The organism is Deinococcus piscis, from assembly GCF_014653275.1.
GTDB lineage: Bacteria > Deinococcota > Deinococci > Deinococcales > Deinococcaceae > Deinococcus > Deinococcus piscis.
Genome location: NZ_BNAL01000028.1, coordinates 20,301 through 34,199, shown reverse-complemented (window position 1 = coordinate 34,199; position 13,899 = coordinate 20,301). Strand labels below are relative to the sequence as shown.

The following is a 13,899-nucleotide window of genomic DNA, read 5'->3' as shown; positions in this document are numbered from 1 at the left end:
TGACACGGTATATTCCCCCTGAGCTGGGCCTCTATTTAGATTTGTCCAAACAAAGGGAGCTGCCCACTGCCCCAAGCAGGCAGGCTCACTCAAAAAGAGGTCTAACCCCTCAGACCACGATGCGCTTGAACTCGCCGTCGTCGCCGCGTGCGGGCAGTTGACCGTAGGCCAGTTCCTGCTCCACCACCTGCGCCGCCGCCTGACCGTAGTCCTGGGCCGTGCGCTCGTCAGCGCCTGTAGGCATGACCACCACGTCAAAGCCGCGCAGTTCGCCGTCGGCGTCTTGGTGGCGCACCTCAATCCGCAGCTGGCCTTCTTCGCTGCTGTGGCGAATGGTCAGGCCGTCACGGGGGTCCTTGGTGTACGAGGCGTCAAACGCCTGGCCAATCTCGGTGATGTTCATGGCTTCCAGTGTAGGGAGGAAGAGGCCGCGCTGGATGCGAAATTCGTGCCGGGCCTTTACACTCGGTGGATGCACACCGCCGCATTTCTGGCTGTCAGCCTGGATGGATTTATCGCCCGCGAAGACGGCTCGCTGGACTGGCTGCCCCAGCCGGAGGCAGGCGGCGACGACTACGGCTACGCTGAGTTTTTTGGCGGCATAGACGTGCTGGTGATGGGCCGCCATACGTATGAGATGGTGCGTGGCTTCACGCCTTGGCCGTACGGTGACAAGCCTGTGGTGGTGCTCAGCCGCACCCTCACGCCCGCCGACCTGCCCGCACACTTGCCGCTGCGGCTGCACGCTGGGCCGCTGCCGGAGCTGCTGCGGCAACTGGAAGCGGAGGGCAGGCACCGGGTGTATGTGGATGGCGGACAAGTGATCCAGGAATTCATCCGGGCCGGGCTGCTGGACGAACTCACGCTGACCACGGTGCCGGTGCTGCTGGGGCGTGGACGCCCCCTGTTCGGCGCACTGGAAGAAGATGTGCCGCTTAGACTGCTGGACAGTCAGAGCTTTGCCAGTGGGCTGGTGCAGAGCCGCTACGAGATAGAGAGCCAGCGCGGGCCAGCTGGGAAAGAGGACTGACGCGCAGACGCCCTGGAGCATTTAACAAAAAGGTACTTATCTTTTTGGCGAACCCAGTGAGCACAAAACATCAAGCAGGACGGAAAACGGAGCGGGCGGCGGTTCGGTTCCGCTACTCGTGTAGTTTGGAGAACGGCCCTAGACTCCCAGAAAGTAGGCCACCACGCCCCAGCCGTTGACCAGCAGGTGGGCCGCCACCGGCCACACCAGCGAACGGTAGCGCCACCACAGCACGCCGACGAAAAGGCCAAACGACCCCTGAGCGACGATGATGCGGGCCAGAGTGTCGAGCAGGTCGGCGGAGCCGTGTGAGCCCAGATGCATCAGCGCGAAGATGAGCGATGCCAGTGCAATGCCCGGCCATGCGCCCAGCAGCGCTTCAAGCTGGCTTTGCAGCAAGCGGCGGTAGAACAGTTCTTCGCCAAGACCAGCCGTAACAGCCGTAATAAGTGCGACGGCAACAATGGTCGCCGCGTCGTACGCTGAGCCGTCAAAGCGCGGATTCCAGGGGGCCAGCTGCGAGGTGACGAACCAGAAGCCCACCACGCTGAGCGGCACCCACCAGGGCTTACCCTGTGAGCGCGGAAGGCGAATGGCCCCAGGCAGCAGCCGCACGGCGAGCAGCGGAAGCACGATCAGTAGGGCCACTTTGGCGGCGATGTACCCGACATCGGACTCGGTGATGCGGGTCAGGAGGGGAAATGCCAGGGCCAGAGTCAGCAGCAGCGCCGTGGTGATGAGCAAGGTGCGCGGCTGGCCTGCCTCTACCGGCAGCCGCTGGGGCTGATAGGGGAGCGCCACTGCCAATGCCGCTGCCGCCAGCGGTGGCCCGACGATGGCCCACAGCGGCACGGCGGCGGCTCCGGGGTCCGCCGAGCCCGGAAACCCGGCGGGGTAGTTCAGCGCCGCGTAGCCGAGCGCTGCCGTATAAGCGAGGACAACAGTGGCCAGGACTGCTGTGCCAAGCCACGGGCGGGGAGAAGCAGCTTGAGACATTCCTCTTTATAGCACTTACGTGCTAAATCCTTTGCTGTGTCTGGCGGGCTGCAAAGTCCTGTGCGCCTATTCGTGAGCTCCCATGTTCGCCCAGGCCAGCATCGCCGCGCTCTGGTAAGCGGCCAGCCCTTCATCGGCACGGTCAATGTTGGCCCGGAAGCGTTCGTCGGCTACCCACATCTGCGCCAGCCCGCGCAGCAGCTGCGGCGGAGCGTCATAAAACCAGCGCTCCAGATGGGCGCAGTGGTCGGCAGCGATGGCCTGCGCTTCGGCACTGGCCGGGGGGTGGCCTGCACTTTTTGCAGCCAGATAACGGGCGCTCAGCGCGTCCATTTCGGTGCGGATGGTCTGCCAGTCGGCTTTGCCGTAGCGGGCGGTGCGCTCCTGGCTCTGCGCGTAAGCGTCACTCTCGCCCCAGCGGGCCTGGGCTTCGGCGCTGTATTCGGCCGGATCAAATCCACCGAAAATCTCTTTGAATTCCTGGGTCTGCATGGTGAGTCTCCTTTCGGGAGAAGTCTGAAGAAAGCGGTCCAGTGCGCCGATGGTCCGCTGTAGCGTAGCTTGCTCGGCCAGCAGGCGTGCCCGCTGCGCCGTCAGTGCTGCCGCTTCGGCTTTGGCCCCGGCGTCCAGCAGGCCGGCAATATCGGCCAGCGAGAAGCCCAGCTGCCGCCACAGCAGGAGGCGCCACAGCCGGGCGAGGTCGCCCTGACCGTACAGCCGGTAGCCGCTGTCACTGCGGCTGGGCTGGCCGGACAGAGCAGGCCCAGCGCGTCCCAGTGATGCAGCGCCCGCACGCTGACGCCGCTCAGGGCCGCCACTTCGCTGACGGTCAGCGTGGCATCGGTGGCAGGTGGGGAGGCAGGGTCATGCATAGGCAGTGGTTCTCAGACGTTCTCTTGGGGCAGTGTGCCCAGGAGCCACGCTAAAGCCTCACGCGGCGTCAGGGTCAAGCCCGCCCGGCTGAAGGGTTACTCGCGCACCCAAAGCACTTTCTGTGCCACCGGGTCGCGGCGGCCTTCGGGCCACTCTTCTACCTGCGCCAGATACAGCATGCCGATAGGCCGGCAGCCTTCTTCAAAGCCCAGGGCGGGCAGCGTGGTGGGATGCATCAGGGCCGCACTGGTGATCCACTTGCTGCCCAGGCCATGCGAGCGGGCGGCCAGCAGCAGGTTCTGCATGGCGGCGGCGGCGGCCCAGTCCTCTTCGTAGCTGGGGAATTTGGTGCTGGCTGGCGTCTGGGCGGCCACCACAATCCACACGGGCGCCTTGGCCTGTGTTTCTTGCTGGGTGGCCCGCAGCTCGGCCACTTCGGCGGCGTCGGTCACGCCTTTGTGCTCGGCCAGCGACGCTGCCAGCACATCGGCCAGCCGCGCTCGGCCTGCGCCAGTAAACACGCCGAAGCGCCAGGGCTGGGTGTTGCCGTGACTGGGGGCCCAGTGCGCTGCTTCCAGCAGGGTCCAGATCAGGGCGTCGGGCAACTCGGGCTGCTCAGCGCTGAGGCGGCCATAAGGCACCGAGCGGCGCGCACGAATGGCAGTGGCGGTGTCCAGCGGGGGGTGGATGTCAGTGCTCATGGCCTCAGTATGGGATAAACGGGCTGCGCTGCCCCTACACTGGGCAGATGAACACTGGGCAGAGGATCGACCCGCGCTTTCCTATCGGCCCTGCGCCGCAGAATCTCCTGCCGAGTGCTGAGCAGAGGGCCGCTGCCGTGCAGGCGTTGGCTGCCCAGCCCGCCACACTTGCGCAGGTGGTGGCGGGCCTCAATGAAGCCCAACTGGACACCCCATACCGCGAAGGCGGCTGGACGGTGCGGCAAGTGGTTCACCACGTGGCCGACAGTCATTTGAACGCTTATATGCGGACCAAGCTGGCCCTGACCGAGCCGTGCCCAGTCATCAAACCCTACGACGAAACGCGGTGGGCCGAGTTGCCGGACAGCCGGTTGCCCGTGCAGGTCAGCCTGGAGCTGCTGACGCCTGTGCATCAGCGCTGGGTCCATCTGCTGGCGGGCCTGGATGAACAGGCTTGGCAGCGGCCCTATGTGCATCCGGCAGATGGGCCGCGCACGGTGGAGCAACTCCTGACCTTGTATGTCTGGCACGGTGCCCACCACACGGCGCAGATCACGGCGCTGCGGGAGCGCAGAGGCTGGTGACGAATCAGGCCCAGGCGTCGCTGGCCGGATTCAGGATCAGGTCTATTTCGCCCTGCTCGGGTGCGCCGCTTTCCCGAATCCAGCGGGCTGCTGCGTCCCAGTCGTAAGTCACCCGGCGGTGCTCGGCTTGCCACTGACCGCCGCGCCGTTCCAGCAGGGTCCAAGCGGCGCGGCGGTCGCCGTCGTTGGGCCAGTTGACGGGACCAGTCCCGACCAGAAGTGTGTCGCCCACCGTTCGGGTGTCAGCCCGGTGCATGTGGCCGACCAAGTAGACCCGGTGGCCGCCGAAGCCCTGGAGCCGCTCGGACAGTTCACTCTCACTGCGGCGACGAAACAGCCGGGTGTCATAGTCGAAGTGCAGCAGCAGGCTGTCCCAGGGCGTGGCTGGCGTGCCGTGCGAGGCCAGGACTTCGCCGCCGACCAGCGCGGCCCTCAGGGGCAGGGTTGCCAGTCGCTTCCGCTCGGTCAGGGGCAACGTGGCGGCCAGCCAGTTGCCCAGTGCGCGCTTGTGTTCGGGCAGATCATCCAGAGGGCGTTCCAGTAATTCGTCATTGTTGCCGCGCACCTCTACTGCGTCCAGCCCGCGCTGAAGCTCCAGCGCCCGCAGCGGGTCGGCCTGGCCCCACACCTGGTCGCCCAGGTTCACCGTCAGGTCGGGGCTACAGGCCCGGATGTCCTGAATCACGGCCTGGGCAGCAAACGCGTTGCCGTGAACGTCGCTCAGCACGGCCAGGCGCAGGTCAGCGCTCATACTGCGCCTGTGCCCGCGTCCGCCTCCTCACGCTGGGCGGGCAGCAGCAGGTTGGCAGCAATGCCCACGAGTGCGGCCAGCGCCATGCCCGACAGTTCCAGGTCGGTCCCGCCCACATGCACCGGAAAAGCGGCTCCGCCCAGGCCCAGCACCAGAATCAGGCTGACCACAATCAGGTTGCGCGAGTGGGCAAAGTCAATCTGCGCCTCGCTCAGCGTGCGGATGCCCACACTGGCAATCATGCCGAACAGCAGGATGGACACTCCGCCCAGCACCGCCGCCGGAAAGCTTTGCAGCACGGCGGCCAGCTTGGGCGAGCAGCCAAAGAGAATGGCGAACGCGGCGGCGATGCGGATGATGGCCGGGTCATACACCTTCGTCAGCGCCAGCACACCGGTGTTCTCGGCGTAGGTGGTGGCCGCCGGACCACCCAGCGCCGCACTGGTCATGTTGGCGATGCCGTCGGCAAACAGGGTGCGCGACAAGCCCGGCTTTTCCAGAAAGTTCTGGCCCACCACGCGGCCATTGACCACCACGTCTCCGATGTGCTCAATAAAAGTCACGACGGCCACCGGCGCGATAATCGCCACGGCCTGCCAGTTCAGTTCGGGGGCGTGAAAAGGCGGCAGGCCCAGCCAGGCTGCGTCGCTGATTCTTTGCAGGGCCGCGCCGTCTACCGCACCCAGCAGCAGCGCCGCCGCGTACCCCACCACAATGCCCACCAGGATAGGAATCATGCGGAACAGGCCCCGCCCGTAGATGCTGGCAATCACGGCGGCCAGCAGGGTGATCAGGGCCAGCAGCCAGTTCGTCTTGGCCTGGTCTACCGCCACGTGGCTCAGGCCCAGGCCAATCACCATAATCACCGGCCCGGTCACGATGGGCGGGAAAATGCTCATGATGCGCCGGGTGCCGAACACCTGCACCAGCGCCGAGAACAGCAGGTACATCGCCCCCGCTGCGATCAGGCCGCCCGCCGCCGCGCCCACGCCCATTTCCTTGACCACCAGCGCCGTCGGAGCAATAAACGCAAACGAACTGCCCAGGAAGATGGGCACCCGCCAGCCGCTCAGGGCATGGAAAATCAGGGTGGCAACGCCAGCGGCGAACAGCGCCACACTGGGTGGCAGCCCCACCAGAATCGGCACCAGCACGGTGGCCCCGAACATGGCGATGGAATGCTGCACGCCCAGTACCAGCTTGCGCTGGAGCGGCAGTTCGGTAGAAGGATGGGGGACCGGCAGAGGAGTCGGAGGCTGGGTCATGTCAGCCCTGAGTGTAGGGCAGCGCGAATGTCTCCTCCGCAGACCCCGGCAAGCGCTATGCTGAAACGTAATCTTATGGACGCTGTCACTTCCGTTCCGGTTCGTTCCGGTGCGCGGCCACTGCTGCAGGCTGCTGGCCGGGTGCTGCGCGGCGTGCTGGCCGCCCTCCTGGCCCTGCTGGGGCTGGGGCTGGCGGCGCTGTGCGTGGGCCGCTTCGCCGCGCTGGGGGCCGGAGCGCCGCTGTGGCTGGAGACCTTTTCCGCCGCTGAGCTGCTGGCGGGGCAGCTGCTGTTCGGGGCCGAGTACGCTGGCTGGGACGAGTTCGCCCGTGCGCTGGGATTGGCGGTGCTGGGGAGTGTGGGGCTGGGCACGGCGGCCTGGGCCTGGCCTCGCCGCAGGCAGCGGCGGGCCTCGCCCTACGCCTTCTCCTACCAGGTGGAAGAGACGGGCGTAAACTAGAACCCATGACAGATGCTGCCCCGGCCCCTGCCCCCCTGATGATCAAGGAAGTCCTCGAAACGCTGCCGCACCGTTACCCCTTCGTGCTGGTAGACCGGGTGCTGTCGGTGGAGAACGGTGAAGTGCATGCGCTCAAGAACGTGACCATCGGTGAGCCGTTTTTCGCAGGGCACTTTCCGCAGGAGCCGGTGATGCCCGGCGTGCTGATTACCGAGGCCCTCGCGCAGGCCAGCATGTTCTGCCTGCACGGCGAGATGCCAGCGGGCACGGTGGGCTACCTGGCCGGGGTAGAAGGCGCACGCTTTAGGCGCAAAGTGGTGCCGGGTGACCAGCTGCACCTGTACGCCCGGCTGGAGTTCCTGCGCCGGGGCCTGGGCAAGACGGTCTGCCGCGCCGAGGTGGACGGCGAAGTGGCCGCCGAAGCCACGATTCTGTTTGCGGTTGCCAAATAAGTGTCGAGGATCAGCCGCTACATTCTCTCTGAGCTGATTCCGCCGCTGCTGGCAGGCGTGTTGCTGTTTACGGCGCTGCTGTCGTTCGGGTATTTCTTCGTGAGCAGCCAGTGGCTTCAGGGCGTGGCCCCGGGGCTGGTGGCGCAGTGGATTGGCTACCAATTGCCTGACACGCTGGTCAAGGTGCTGCCCATGGCCGCCGTGCTGATGACCATCGTGGCCTTTGGGCGGCTGAATACCGATTCGGAACTGGTGGCCATGCAGTCGGGCGGTATTGGGCTGGGCCAAGCCGGGCGGCCAGTGGCGGTCATCGGGCTGCTGCTGGCACTGCTGTCGCTGTGGCTGAGCCTGTGGGTGGCCCCCAGAGCCAATGTAGAAACCCGCAGCCTCTACTGGGACGCGATGACCGGCTCGGGCCTGAGCAGCATGGTCGGGCGCACGCTGGACCTGGGAGACGGGTTGAGCGTGTACTGGGCCGATTATGACCCGGCCACCCGCCGGATGAAGAATGTCAGGGCCGAGCGCTGGAGCAAAGACGATCCCCGCAAGGTGGAACTGGTGTTCGCGCGCGAGGGCACCTTCGAGGACAACCTGCTCAGTCTGAGCGACTATCAGGCGTTCACCGTCAACTACGCCGCCGCCGCTGAGCTGGCCGCCGGGACGCAGCAGCCGGCCCCGGCTACCACCGCCGACCCCGCCGCCAGTTTGCTGGCCCTGCGGCAACAGGCAGAGAAGATGAACGGGCAGATTCTCTCGGTCTTTCCAGCTGTGGCCCTGGAAGACGACCCGCAAAAGCCGTTGGAGATTGAGTCCGGCACCTCGCGCAAAGAGGCGCTGGCCCGCTTCGCTGACGCCATCGGCGCGGATGACCAGGGCTGGAACGAGCTGACCGCCACCCTGAACGACCCGCAGGCGCACGCCACTGACCGCCAGGACGCCGCCCTGACCCTCAGCCGCAAGGTGGCGCTCCCATTCGGCAATCTGGTGCTGGCGTTGGCGGCGCTCCCGTTTGCCCTGCGCTTTGGGCGCAGCCTAGGTGTCAGCCTGGGGCTGGCGCTGCTGGCGTCGCTGGCGTACTACCTGCTCACGGCGCTGGGGCTGACCCTGGCCGGTTCCGCCACGGGCCCGCTGGCGCTGGCTTGGCCCTGGCTGGGCAACGTGGCGGTGCTGCTGGCCGGACTGCTGCTGTTGAGGCGGGCATGACCGAGCCGGAGGGAAGACGGGAGGAGCGCCATGTCGCCTGAAGCGCAGCCTCTTGCTTCTTCATCTTCCCACTCGGCCCTGATGATTTCGGCGTCTTTTGGGGGCGGGCACCATCAGGCAAGCAGCGCGGTGGCGCAGGCGCTGGCGGAGCGCGTGAGCCTGCGGCTGGCCCAGGTGGACGCAGTAAAGATGCTGACCCCTGCTGAGCGGGCCCTGATCGTGGGGGTATACGGCTTTTGGCTGCGGCATCTGCCAGCGGCGTACCATGCTTTTTACCGCTGGACCGACCAACCGAGTGAACCGCGCATCGTGACCTCGTCGTTCGAGTGGCTGGGCATCAGCGGACTGCGCCGTGAGTTGCTGGCGCAGCGGCCAGAGCTGGTGGTCAGCACGTTTCCGACCTCGGTGGCGCTGGCCGATACGGTGCGGCGGCGCGAGGGCCTGCACTTTCTCAATGCCCTGGTGCTGACCGACTACCGGGTACATCACCACTGGGCCCGTCCGCAGGCTGACCTGATTCTGCTACCCACCGAGAGCACCCGCCGCGAGATGCTGGCCTGGGGCATGGCCCCGGAGCGGTTGGCCGTGACCGGGCTGCCCGTGTCGCTGGAGGTGGAGCGCCTCAGTCAGCTGGGGCATGCCGAGCGCCGCTCCGCCCTGCTGGCCGCTCTGAACTGGGACACAGACCCGCCCGAGCCGCTGATTCTGCTATCGGGCGGCAGCGGCGTGTACAGCGCGTTCGATGAAGTCCTGTCGGTCCTGGGCAACCTGGGGGGGCGGGTGCGCGTGCTGGTGGTGGCGGGGCCGCATCCGCCGGGGGTGCAGCGCATTGGTGGGGCTGAGATTCACCACCTGGGCTACCGCGCCGATTTTGCCACGTTGCTGGCCGGTTCGGACTTGCTGGTGGGCAAGGCGGGCGGCATGACGGTGGCGGAGACTGCGGCGTTGGGCGTGCCACTGGTGGTCTACCGCCCCATTCCCGGCCAGGAGGAGCACAACGCCGAGTACCTGCTGGAGCGCGGCGCAGCGTATTGGCCGCGCTCGCCACACGAGCTGCGCCGGGCTGTACTGAGCCTGCTTGACCCTTCGGGCCGCGCCCAGACTGCTGCCGCTGCCCGCGCCCTGGGCTGCCCCAGCGCGGCCCGGCAGGTGGCCGGTGAACTGCTGGCCCGTCTGGGGTGGGAGGCGTGAAAGCCCGTCACTGGCCGGGCGGGCGCTGGTTGAGTGGCCTTGCTGCTGGGCTGCTCGCCTACATCGGGCTGCCGTACCTGCTGGTGCAGCGGCTGGGGCTGGGCACCGTGCGCCAGGGCCGAGCCAGCGGCGAGCAGGTGGCGCTCACCTTCGATGACGGCCCCGACCCGCAGCACACCCCCGCCGTGCTGGATGCGCTGGCGGCGGCGGACATGCGGGCCACCTTCTTTCTGCTGTCGGGCACGGCCCAGCGGCATCCTGAGCTGGTGCGCCGCATCCTGGCCGAAGGACACGAAATCGGTGTGCATGCGGCGCGGCACCGGCACGCCTGGGCGCGGCTGCCCTGGGACGCCTACCGCGACCCGGTTCAGGCCCGCCGCGAGCTGGAACGCTTGAGTGGCTCCCGCCTCCGCTGGGGCCGCCCGCCGCACGGGGCCTACACCCTGGCGAACCTGCTGGGCCTGCGCCGTGCTCGCCTGACACCCGTTCACTGGAGTATTGAGGGCGGCGACTGGGCGCGCGGGGCCATGCCGCAGGGGGTGCAGGACAAGGTGCGGCGCGAGCTGCACGGTGGGGCGGTCATCGTGCTGCACGACAGCGGCCCTGGGGCGCGGGTTACGCCCACAGCACTGCCAGAGATACTGCGGGAGATGGCGGAGCGCGGGTTTTCCTCGGTCACGCTGAGCGAGCTGAATGCTGCGCCGGTCACGCGCCCGGAGCTGCCCGCCCGCTTGATGGCCGGGCTGGACCGCCGACTGGACGCGCAGCTGGGGATTCGCCCGGCACTGGACCGGCGCGGGGGACTCTTTCGGCTGCAACCGCTGCCTTTCCCGCTGGCGGGGCTGCGCTGGCCGGACGGTGGCGTGATTGCTCGCGGCACGCCAGCCCTGGAATTTCATGTGAACAACCCTTTGCTGGTGGACTTGGGCCTGCGCCAGTTCATTCCGCGCGCCCGGCGCGAATTCGGCTGGGTGGCGCAGGACTGGCGGGAGCGCCCGGAGCTGCAAGAAGCCGAGTTCATCTACTGCCTCAGCGTGCATGGGCCGGTGCTGGCGCGCCTGGGCTTCGCTTCGGTGCCGCTGGCCCCGTTGGATGCCCGCCGCCTCAAGCTCTGGTCGGACCTGATGCACCACGCCTACGGCACCGCGCCCCGCAAATCCCAGCCAGTCCTGAGCATCATGCCCCGCGCCGAGTTTCTGCGCCGCTTTGGCTGACGCGGCTCCCAGCCCGGCCCGATTGGGCAGCGGCTCGGCAGAGGCTGGGTGAAACCAGTCAGGGTGCGCGGTCAAGAAGGGTGGAGCACTGTGCGCGGATGGGTTGAGGGCGTGCCATCCGTATGAGCGGGGAAATGGACGCATCTTCCCCGTGTTTTGATGCAGCGGGGATAGAGTGGACCTGACAGCAGGCTGTCGCTGGCCCGCTAGACTGGAGAAACTATGCCATTTGGCCCACTGGAACTACTGATTATCGCCGCCGTCATCCTGGTGCTGTTTGGGGCCAGCAAGTTGCCGCAGCTGGGCAAGGGCCTGGGCCGCGGCATCAAGGAATTCAAGGAAGAAACCCGCGACCTGAACCGCCCCGGCCCGGACGCGGTGCCACTCAATCCTGAGCTGCGCCGCGACGTGACCGACGTGCAGGCCACCGAGCTGCCCCGCGTAGAGGTCCGTGAGATTGTCGCCGAGCCGCGTGACCGTCAGGGCTGACCGGGTGCCCCCTGAAACTGTGCCTGACCCTACGCCCACGGCCCCCCAGGAAGAACTTCAGAGCGCCACGCTGCTGGAACACCTCGGTGAACTGCGGACCCGCCTGATTTGGTCCGCCGCATTTCTGGCGGTAGGTATGGGGCTGGCCTTCTGGGTGCATGAGCCGCTGCTGGGGCTGCTGCAAGCGCCGCTGAACGCCTCGGCGCAGTTCCAAGCAGGCGAGGTCAAGCTGATCAGCACCAGCCTGACCGGGCAGTTCATGGCGGCGCTCAACCTCAGCTTCTGGACTGGCCTCGCCATTGCTCTGCCGCTGATTCTGACGCAGGTGTGGGCTTTTATTGCGCCGGGCCTGTATGCCCACGAGCGGCGCTGGGCCGTGCCCTTTATCGTTGGGGCGGGTGCCGCGTTCGCAGCGGGCGTCACGTTCGGCTATTTGTTCGTGCTGCCCGCGATGGTGCGCTTTTTCCTCGACTTCCTAGCCGGGCAGGTGCAGGCCATGCCGGATGTCTCGCAGTATATCGGTATGGTGGTCACGTTCCTGGTGGCCTTTGGCCTGGCCTTTGAGTTGCCGATTCTGGCGGTGGTGCTCACCCGCATCGGGCTGATCAACCACCAACTGCTGCGCTCCGGCTGGCGCATCGCGCTGGTGGGCATCTTGATTCTCTCGGCGCTGATTACGCCCACGCCTGACCCCGGCACCATGCTGCTGGTGGCGGTGCCGCTGTACGTGCTGTACGAGCTGAGCATCATTCTCTCGCGGATGTTCCAGGTGCGGGTGCCGGAGGACGACGAGCCGGTGCGAATTTAGCTGGTGGGCGGCGAGTGCTTTAACTGTTCGCCACTATCTTTGCACCATGCGCCGCTCCCGCTTGATGTCCGTCTGGGCCGTGCTGACCTTGCTCGCTGCACTGCTGCTGTGAGGTGTGACGTTCCTGGATTTGCTTTTCGCAGCAGAGAGCATGACAGAGAGCGGTCCCTGCCCGTATCAGCCGGCTGACCGTGTCGCCTACGGCCTTCAGGGACTGAGTTTCTTTTGTGGGGGACGCCCGCTCGGCCCTGACTCCGGCAATCCAAGTTATTCCATTGTCCTCGGTGTCCTGGCCCTGAATGCACTTGTTCTGTGGCTGATGCGGCAAAAAGGTCAGCAGGCGCGGCAGATGCTGCGCGTCAACCTCTGGACGCTGGTGCTGACGCTGGGGCTGGGCTGGCCGCTGCTGGAAGTCGGCGAGCGCGTACAAAACGCCTTTTTGGCACGGGGCGATGTGATGACCGTGCAGGCTGGCCCGGCACTGATTTACTCCCGGCGCTGCGAGGAGCAGGCGGGGGAGAATGGCGTCTGCCTAAGGCAAAGTGGGCTGCTGTGGCCTAATCCGACGGCGTGGGGGCTTGCCGGACTGGGACTGGTGGGGGCGGCGGGTTTACGGCGAAGCCGCCCGCAAATGGGCTGAGTGGTTGGTTGCCCCTGCCGTGTACCTGGCGACTTATCGGGAGAGGCACTTCATGGCTGCGGGTGGCTTTGCGCACCGTTCCGTTCCCCATGTTCACCCCCGCCCTCACACAAAACCCGTACACTGCTCAGGACTTATGGACCCAATTTTTCTAAATATCGGGGGCTTTACCATCGCCTGGTATGGCGTACTGATGACTCTGGGCATCGTGGCGGGGATCAGTATCGGCCTCAAGCTGGCGCGTGAGCGTGGCCTGGACGCCGACCTGTTCGAGCGCATGATCTACACCATGCTGCTATGGGGCTTTATCGGGGCGCGGCTGGTGTTCGTGGCGACCTCGTGGGACCTCTTTGCCGATACGCCTATGCCGCAGCGGCTGCTGGACATCATCAACCTGCGTCAGGGCGGGATTTCTATTCACGGCGGGCTGCTGGGGGGCATCCTGGCGGCGATCTGGTTCACGCGTAAGTACCGCATGAACTTTTACCGCTATCTGGACCTGGCCGCGCCGGGTGTGGCGCTGGGCATCATCGGCGGGCGCTTAGGCAACATCATGAACGGCACCGACACGGTGGGCCGCGTCACCGGCTGGCCGGTGGGCTTTCGCTGGCCCGACTCGGCCCGCGCTTTTCATGACGGCATGTGCATCCCCAACCCTGACCCCACGATGGACCTCTCGCAGTATTGCCAGACCATTGCCGGGCAGCAGGTGATGACGGCCCCGGTCCACTTCACGCAGCTGTACGGTGTCCTGATTGGCGCAGCGCTCCTCATCGCGTCTTTCTTCTGGCTGCGCAGCAAGAAGCCCGGCTGGGCCTTTTGGCAGTTCTGGCTGTGGTACTCGCTGCTGCGGGCCGGGGTAGAGGAAACCTTCCGCCTCAATCCACTGATGTTCGACACTTACCTCCAGCAGGGTCTGGACCAGCCCGGTATTGGCCTGTGGACCATGACCCAGGTGTTCAGCGTGCCCATCGTGCTGGTGAGCCTGTACATGTTGTGGCGCTTGGCCGCGCAGCCTGAGCCGCAGCCGGTGCCAGTGGCCGGTGGGGAAGTCATGACCCATGCCGAGGCCCGCGCCCGGGGCGGCGAGTAACCTCACCCCGCTGCCTACCGCCTGCCCTGACGGCAACGTCACCGGCAGGCGGTTACAATTGGTGGCATCCCCCCACGGCCCAGGCTTCGGTGCAGGCGAAGGACGCATCTTCCGGGACGTTCCGCTCTGCTCTTGGCGGCGCTGCACGGT

General features: G+C 66.5%; 18 protein-coding genes. 11 read left to right on the top strand and 7 right to left on the bottom strand.

The features are described from left to right. Positions 1-109: 109 nt before the first annotated feature. A complete protein-coding gene (locus IE158_RS10390; protein ID WP_189643636.1) occupies positions 110-403 on the bottom strand; it encodes a hypothetical protein in 294 nt (97 codons plus the stop codon). Positions 404-472: 69 nt separating this feature from the next. Here IE158_RS10390 and IE158_RS10385 point away from each other — a divergent pair, with 69 nt between their 5' ends. Then, entirely contained in the window at positions 473-1,030 is a 558-nt protein-coding gene (locus IE158_RS10385; protein WP_189643635.1) for a dihydrofolate reductase family protein, read from the top strand. A 138-nt stretch (positions 1,031-1,168) separates the two neighbouring features. Here IE158_RS10385 and IE158_RS10380 read toward each other — a convergent pair whose 3' ends face one another. The 4 genes from IE158_RS10380 to IE158_RS10370 form a co-directional block, all read right to left on the bottom strand. Continuing rightward, on the bottom strand, positions 1,169-2,026 hold the full coding sequence (locus tag IE158_RS10380) for a CPBP family intramembrane glutamic endopeptidase (protein WP_229839064.1): 858 nt from the start codon (positions 2,024-2,026) through the stop codon (positions 1,169-1,171). Between the two features lie 66 nt (positions 2,027-2,092). Beyond that, positions 2,093-2,716, bottom strand: coding sequence for a MerR family transcriptional regulator (locus IE158_RS13610; RefSeq protein WP_373295841.1), 624 nt, complete (start codon positions 2,714-2,716; stop codon positions 2,093-2,095). Continuing rightward, positions 2,620-2,898, bottom strand: a complete 279-nt coding sequence (locus IE158_RS13605) for a MerR family DNA-binding transcriptional regulator (RefSeq protein ID WP_229839062.1) — start codon at positions 2,896-2,898, stop codon at positions 2,620-2,622. Before IE158_RS13605 ends, IE158_RS13610 begins: the two co-directional genes overlap by 97 nt. 96 nt (positions 2,899-2,994) lie before the next feature. Then, positions 2,995-3,600, bottom strand: coding sequence for a nitroreductase family protein (locus IE158_RS10370; protein WP_189643634.1), 606 nt, complete (start codon positions 3,598-3,600; stop codon positions 2,995-2,997). A gap of 47 nt (positions 3,601-3,647) precedes the next feature. On the opposite strand from IE158_RS10370, the gene IE158_RS10365 reads away from it, so the two are divergent. Next, positions 3,648-4,184 (top strand): YfiT family bacillithiol transferase, encoded by a 537-nt coding sequence (locus IE158_RS10365; RefSeq protein ID WP_189643633.1) that lies wholly within the window; start codon positions 3,648-3,650, stop codon positions 4,182-4,184. Between the two features lie 4 nt (positions 4,185-4,188). Here the strand turns inward: IE158_RS10365 and IE158_RS10360 are convergent, their stop codons facing one another. Further along, entirely contained in the window at positions 4,189-4,935 is a 747-nt protein-coding gene (locus IE158_RS10360; protein ID WP_189643632.1) for a metallophosphoesterase family protein, read from the bottom strand. Continuing rightward, positions 4,932-6,200: a uracil-xanthine permease family protein gene (locus tag IE158_RS10355; protein WP_189643631.1), complete on the bottom strand. Its 1,269-nt coding sequence runs from the start codon at positions 6,198-6,200 to the stop codon at positions 4,932-4,934. The genes IE158_RS10360 and IE158_RS10355 overlap by 4 nt, the downstream gene beginning before the upstream one ends. 75 nt (positions 6,201-6,275) lie before the next feature. Between IE158_RS10355 and IE158_RS10350 the strand changes: the two genes are divergently transcribed. The 9 genes from IE158_RS10350 to lgt all read left to right on the top strand — a co-directional run bounded on the left by IE158_RS10350 (position 6,276) and on the right by lgt (position 13,749). After that, complete coding sequence (locus IE158_RS10350) at positions 6,276-6,659, top strand: hypothetical protein (protein WP_189643630.1); 384 nt, start codon at positions 6,276-6,278, stop codon at positions 6,657-6,659. Between the two features lie 5 nt (positions 6,660-6,664). Next, positions 6,665-7,111 carry a 3-hydroxyacyl-ACP dehydratase FabZ gene (gene fabZ, locus IE158_RS10345; RefSeq protein WP_189643629.1) on the top strand — a complete coding sequence of 149 codons (447 nt, stop codon included), beginning with the start codon at positions 6,665-6,667 and terminating at the stop codon, positions 7,109-7,111. After that, positions 7,112-8,314, top strand: coding sequence for an LptF/LptG family permease (locus tag IE158_RS10340; protein ID WP_189643628.1), 1,203 nt, complete (start codon positions 7,112-7,114; stop codon positions 8,312-8,314). A 30-nt stretch (positions 8,315-8,344) separates the two neighbouring features. Next, the gene (locus IE158_RS10335) at positions 8,345-9,505 is read left to right on the top strand and encodes an MGDG synthase family glycosyltransferase (protein WP_189643627.1); all 1,161 of its coding nucleotides are present in this window, start codon (positions 8,345-8,347) and stop codon (positions 9,503-9,505) included. Continuing rightward, positions 9,502-10,719, top strand: a complete 1,218-nt coding sequence (locus IE158_RS10330; protein WP_229839061.1) for a polysaccharide deacetylase family protein — start codon at positions 9,502-9,504, stop codon at positions 10,717-10,719. Before IE158_RS10335 ends, IE158_RS10330 begins: the two co-directional genes overlap by 4 nt. A gap of 222 nt (positions 10,720-10,941) precedes the next feature. Next, the gene (locus tag IE158_RS10325; protein WP_189643626.1) at positions 10,942-11,208 is read left to right on the top strand and encodes a twin-arginine translocase TatA/TatE family subunit; all 267 of its coding nucleotides are present in this window, start codon (positions 10,942-10,944) and stop codon (positions 11,206-11,208) included. Between the two features lie 4 nt (positions 11,209-11,212). After that, complete coding sequence (gene tatC, locus IE158_RS10320; protein WP_229839060.1) at positions 11,213-12,016, top strand: twin-arginine translocase subunit TatC; 804 nt, start codon at positions 11,213-11,215, stop codon at positions 12,014-12,016. Between the two features lie 151 nt (positions 12,017-12,167). Further along, positions 12,168-12,656 carry a hypothetical protein gene (locus tag IE158_RS10315; RefSeq protein WP_189643625.1) on the top strand — a complete coding sequence of 163 codons (489 nt, stop codon included), beginning with the start codon at positions 12,168-12,170 and terminating at the stop codon, positions 12,654-12,656. Positions 12,657-12,792: 136 nt separating this feature from the next. Continuing rightward, entirely contained in the window at positions 12,793-13,749 is a 957-nt protein-coding gene (gene lgt, locus IE158_RS10310; RefSeq protein ID WP_189643624.1) for a prolipoprotein diacylglyceryl transferase, read from the top strand. Positions 13,750-13,899 lie beyond the last annotated feature (150 nt).

Coding starts and splice junctions, on each gene's coding strand:
- IE158_RS10390 (WP_189643636.1), bottom strand. CDS start 403: ATGAACATCACCGAGATTGGCCAGGCGTTTGACGCCTCGTACACCAAG.
- IE158_RS10385 (WP_189643635.1), top strand. CDS start 473: ATGCACACCGCCGCATTTCTGGCTGTCAGCCTGGATGGATTTATCGCC.
- IE158_RS10380 (WP_229839064.1), bottom strand. CDS start 2,026: ATGTCTCAAGCTGCTTCTCCCCGCCCGTGGCTTGGCACAGCAGTCCTG.
- IE158_RS13605 (WP_229839062.1), bottom strand. CDS start 2,898: ATGCATGACCCTGCCTCCCCACCTGCCACCGATGCCACGCTGACCGTC.
- IE158_RS10370 (WP_189643634.1), bottom strand. CDS start 3,600: ATGAGCACTGACATCCACCCCCCGCTGGACACCGCCACTGCCATTCGT.
- IE158_RS10365 (WP_189643633.1), top strand. CDS start 3,648: ATGAACACTGGGCAGAGGATCGACCCGCGCTTTCCTATCGGCCCTGCG.
- IE158_RS10360 (WP_189643632.1), bottom strand. CDS start 4,935: ATGAGCGCTGACCTGCGCCTGGCCGTGCTGAGCGACGTTCACGGCAAC.
- IE158_RS10355 (WP_189643631.1), bottom strand. CDS start 6,200: ATGACCCAGCCTCCGACTCCTCTGCCGGTCCCCCATCCTTCTACCGAA.
- IE158_RS10350 (WP_189643630.1), top strand. CDS start 6,276: ATGGACGCTGTCACTTCCGTTCCGGTTCGTTCCGGTGCGCGGCCACTG.
- fabZ (WP_189643629.1), top strand. CDS start 6,665: ATGACAGATGCTGCCCCGGCCCCTGCCCCCCTGATGATCAAGGAAGTC.
- IE158_RS10335 (WP_189643627.1), top strand. CDS start 8,345: ATGTCGCCTGAAGCGCAGCCTCTTGCTTCTTCATCTTCCCACTCGGCC.
- IE158_RS10325 (WP_189643626.1), top strand. CDS start 10,942: ATGCCATTTGGCCCACTGGAACTACTGATTATCGCCGCCGTCATCCTG.
- IE158_RS10315 (WP_189643625.1), top strand. CDS start 12,168: ATGACAGAGAGCGGTCCCTGCCCGTATCAGCCGGCTGACCGTGTCGCC.
- lgt (WP_189643624.1), top strand. CDS start 12,793: ATGGACCCAATTTTTCTAAATATCGGGGGCTTTACCATCGCCTGGTAT.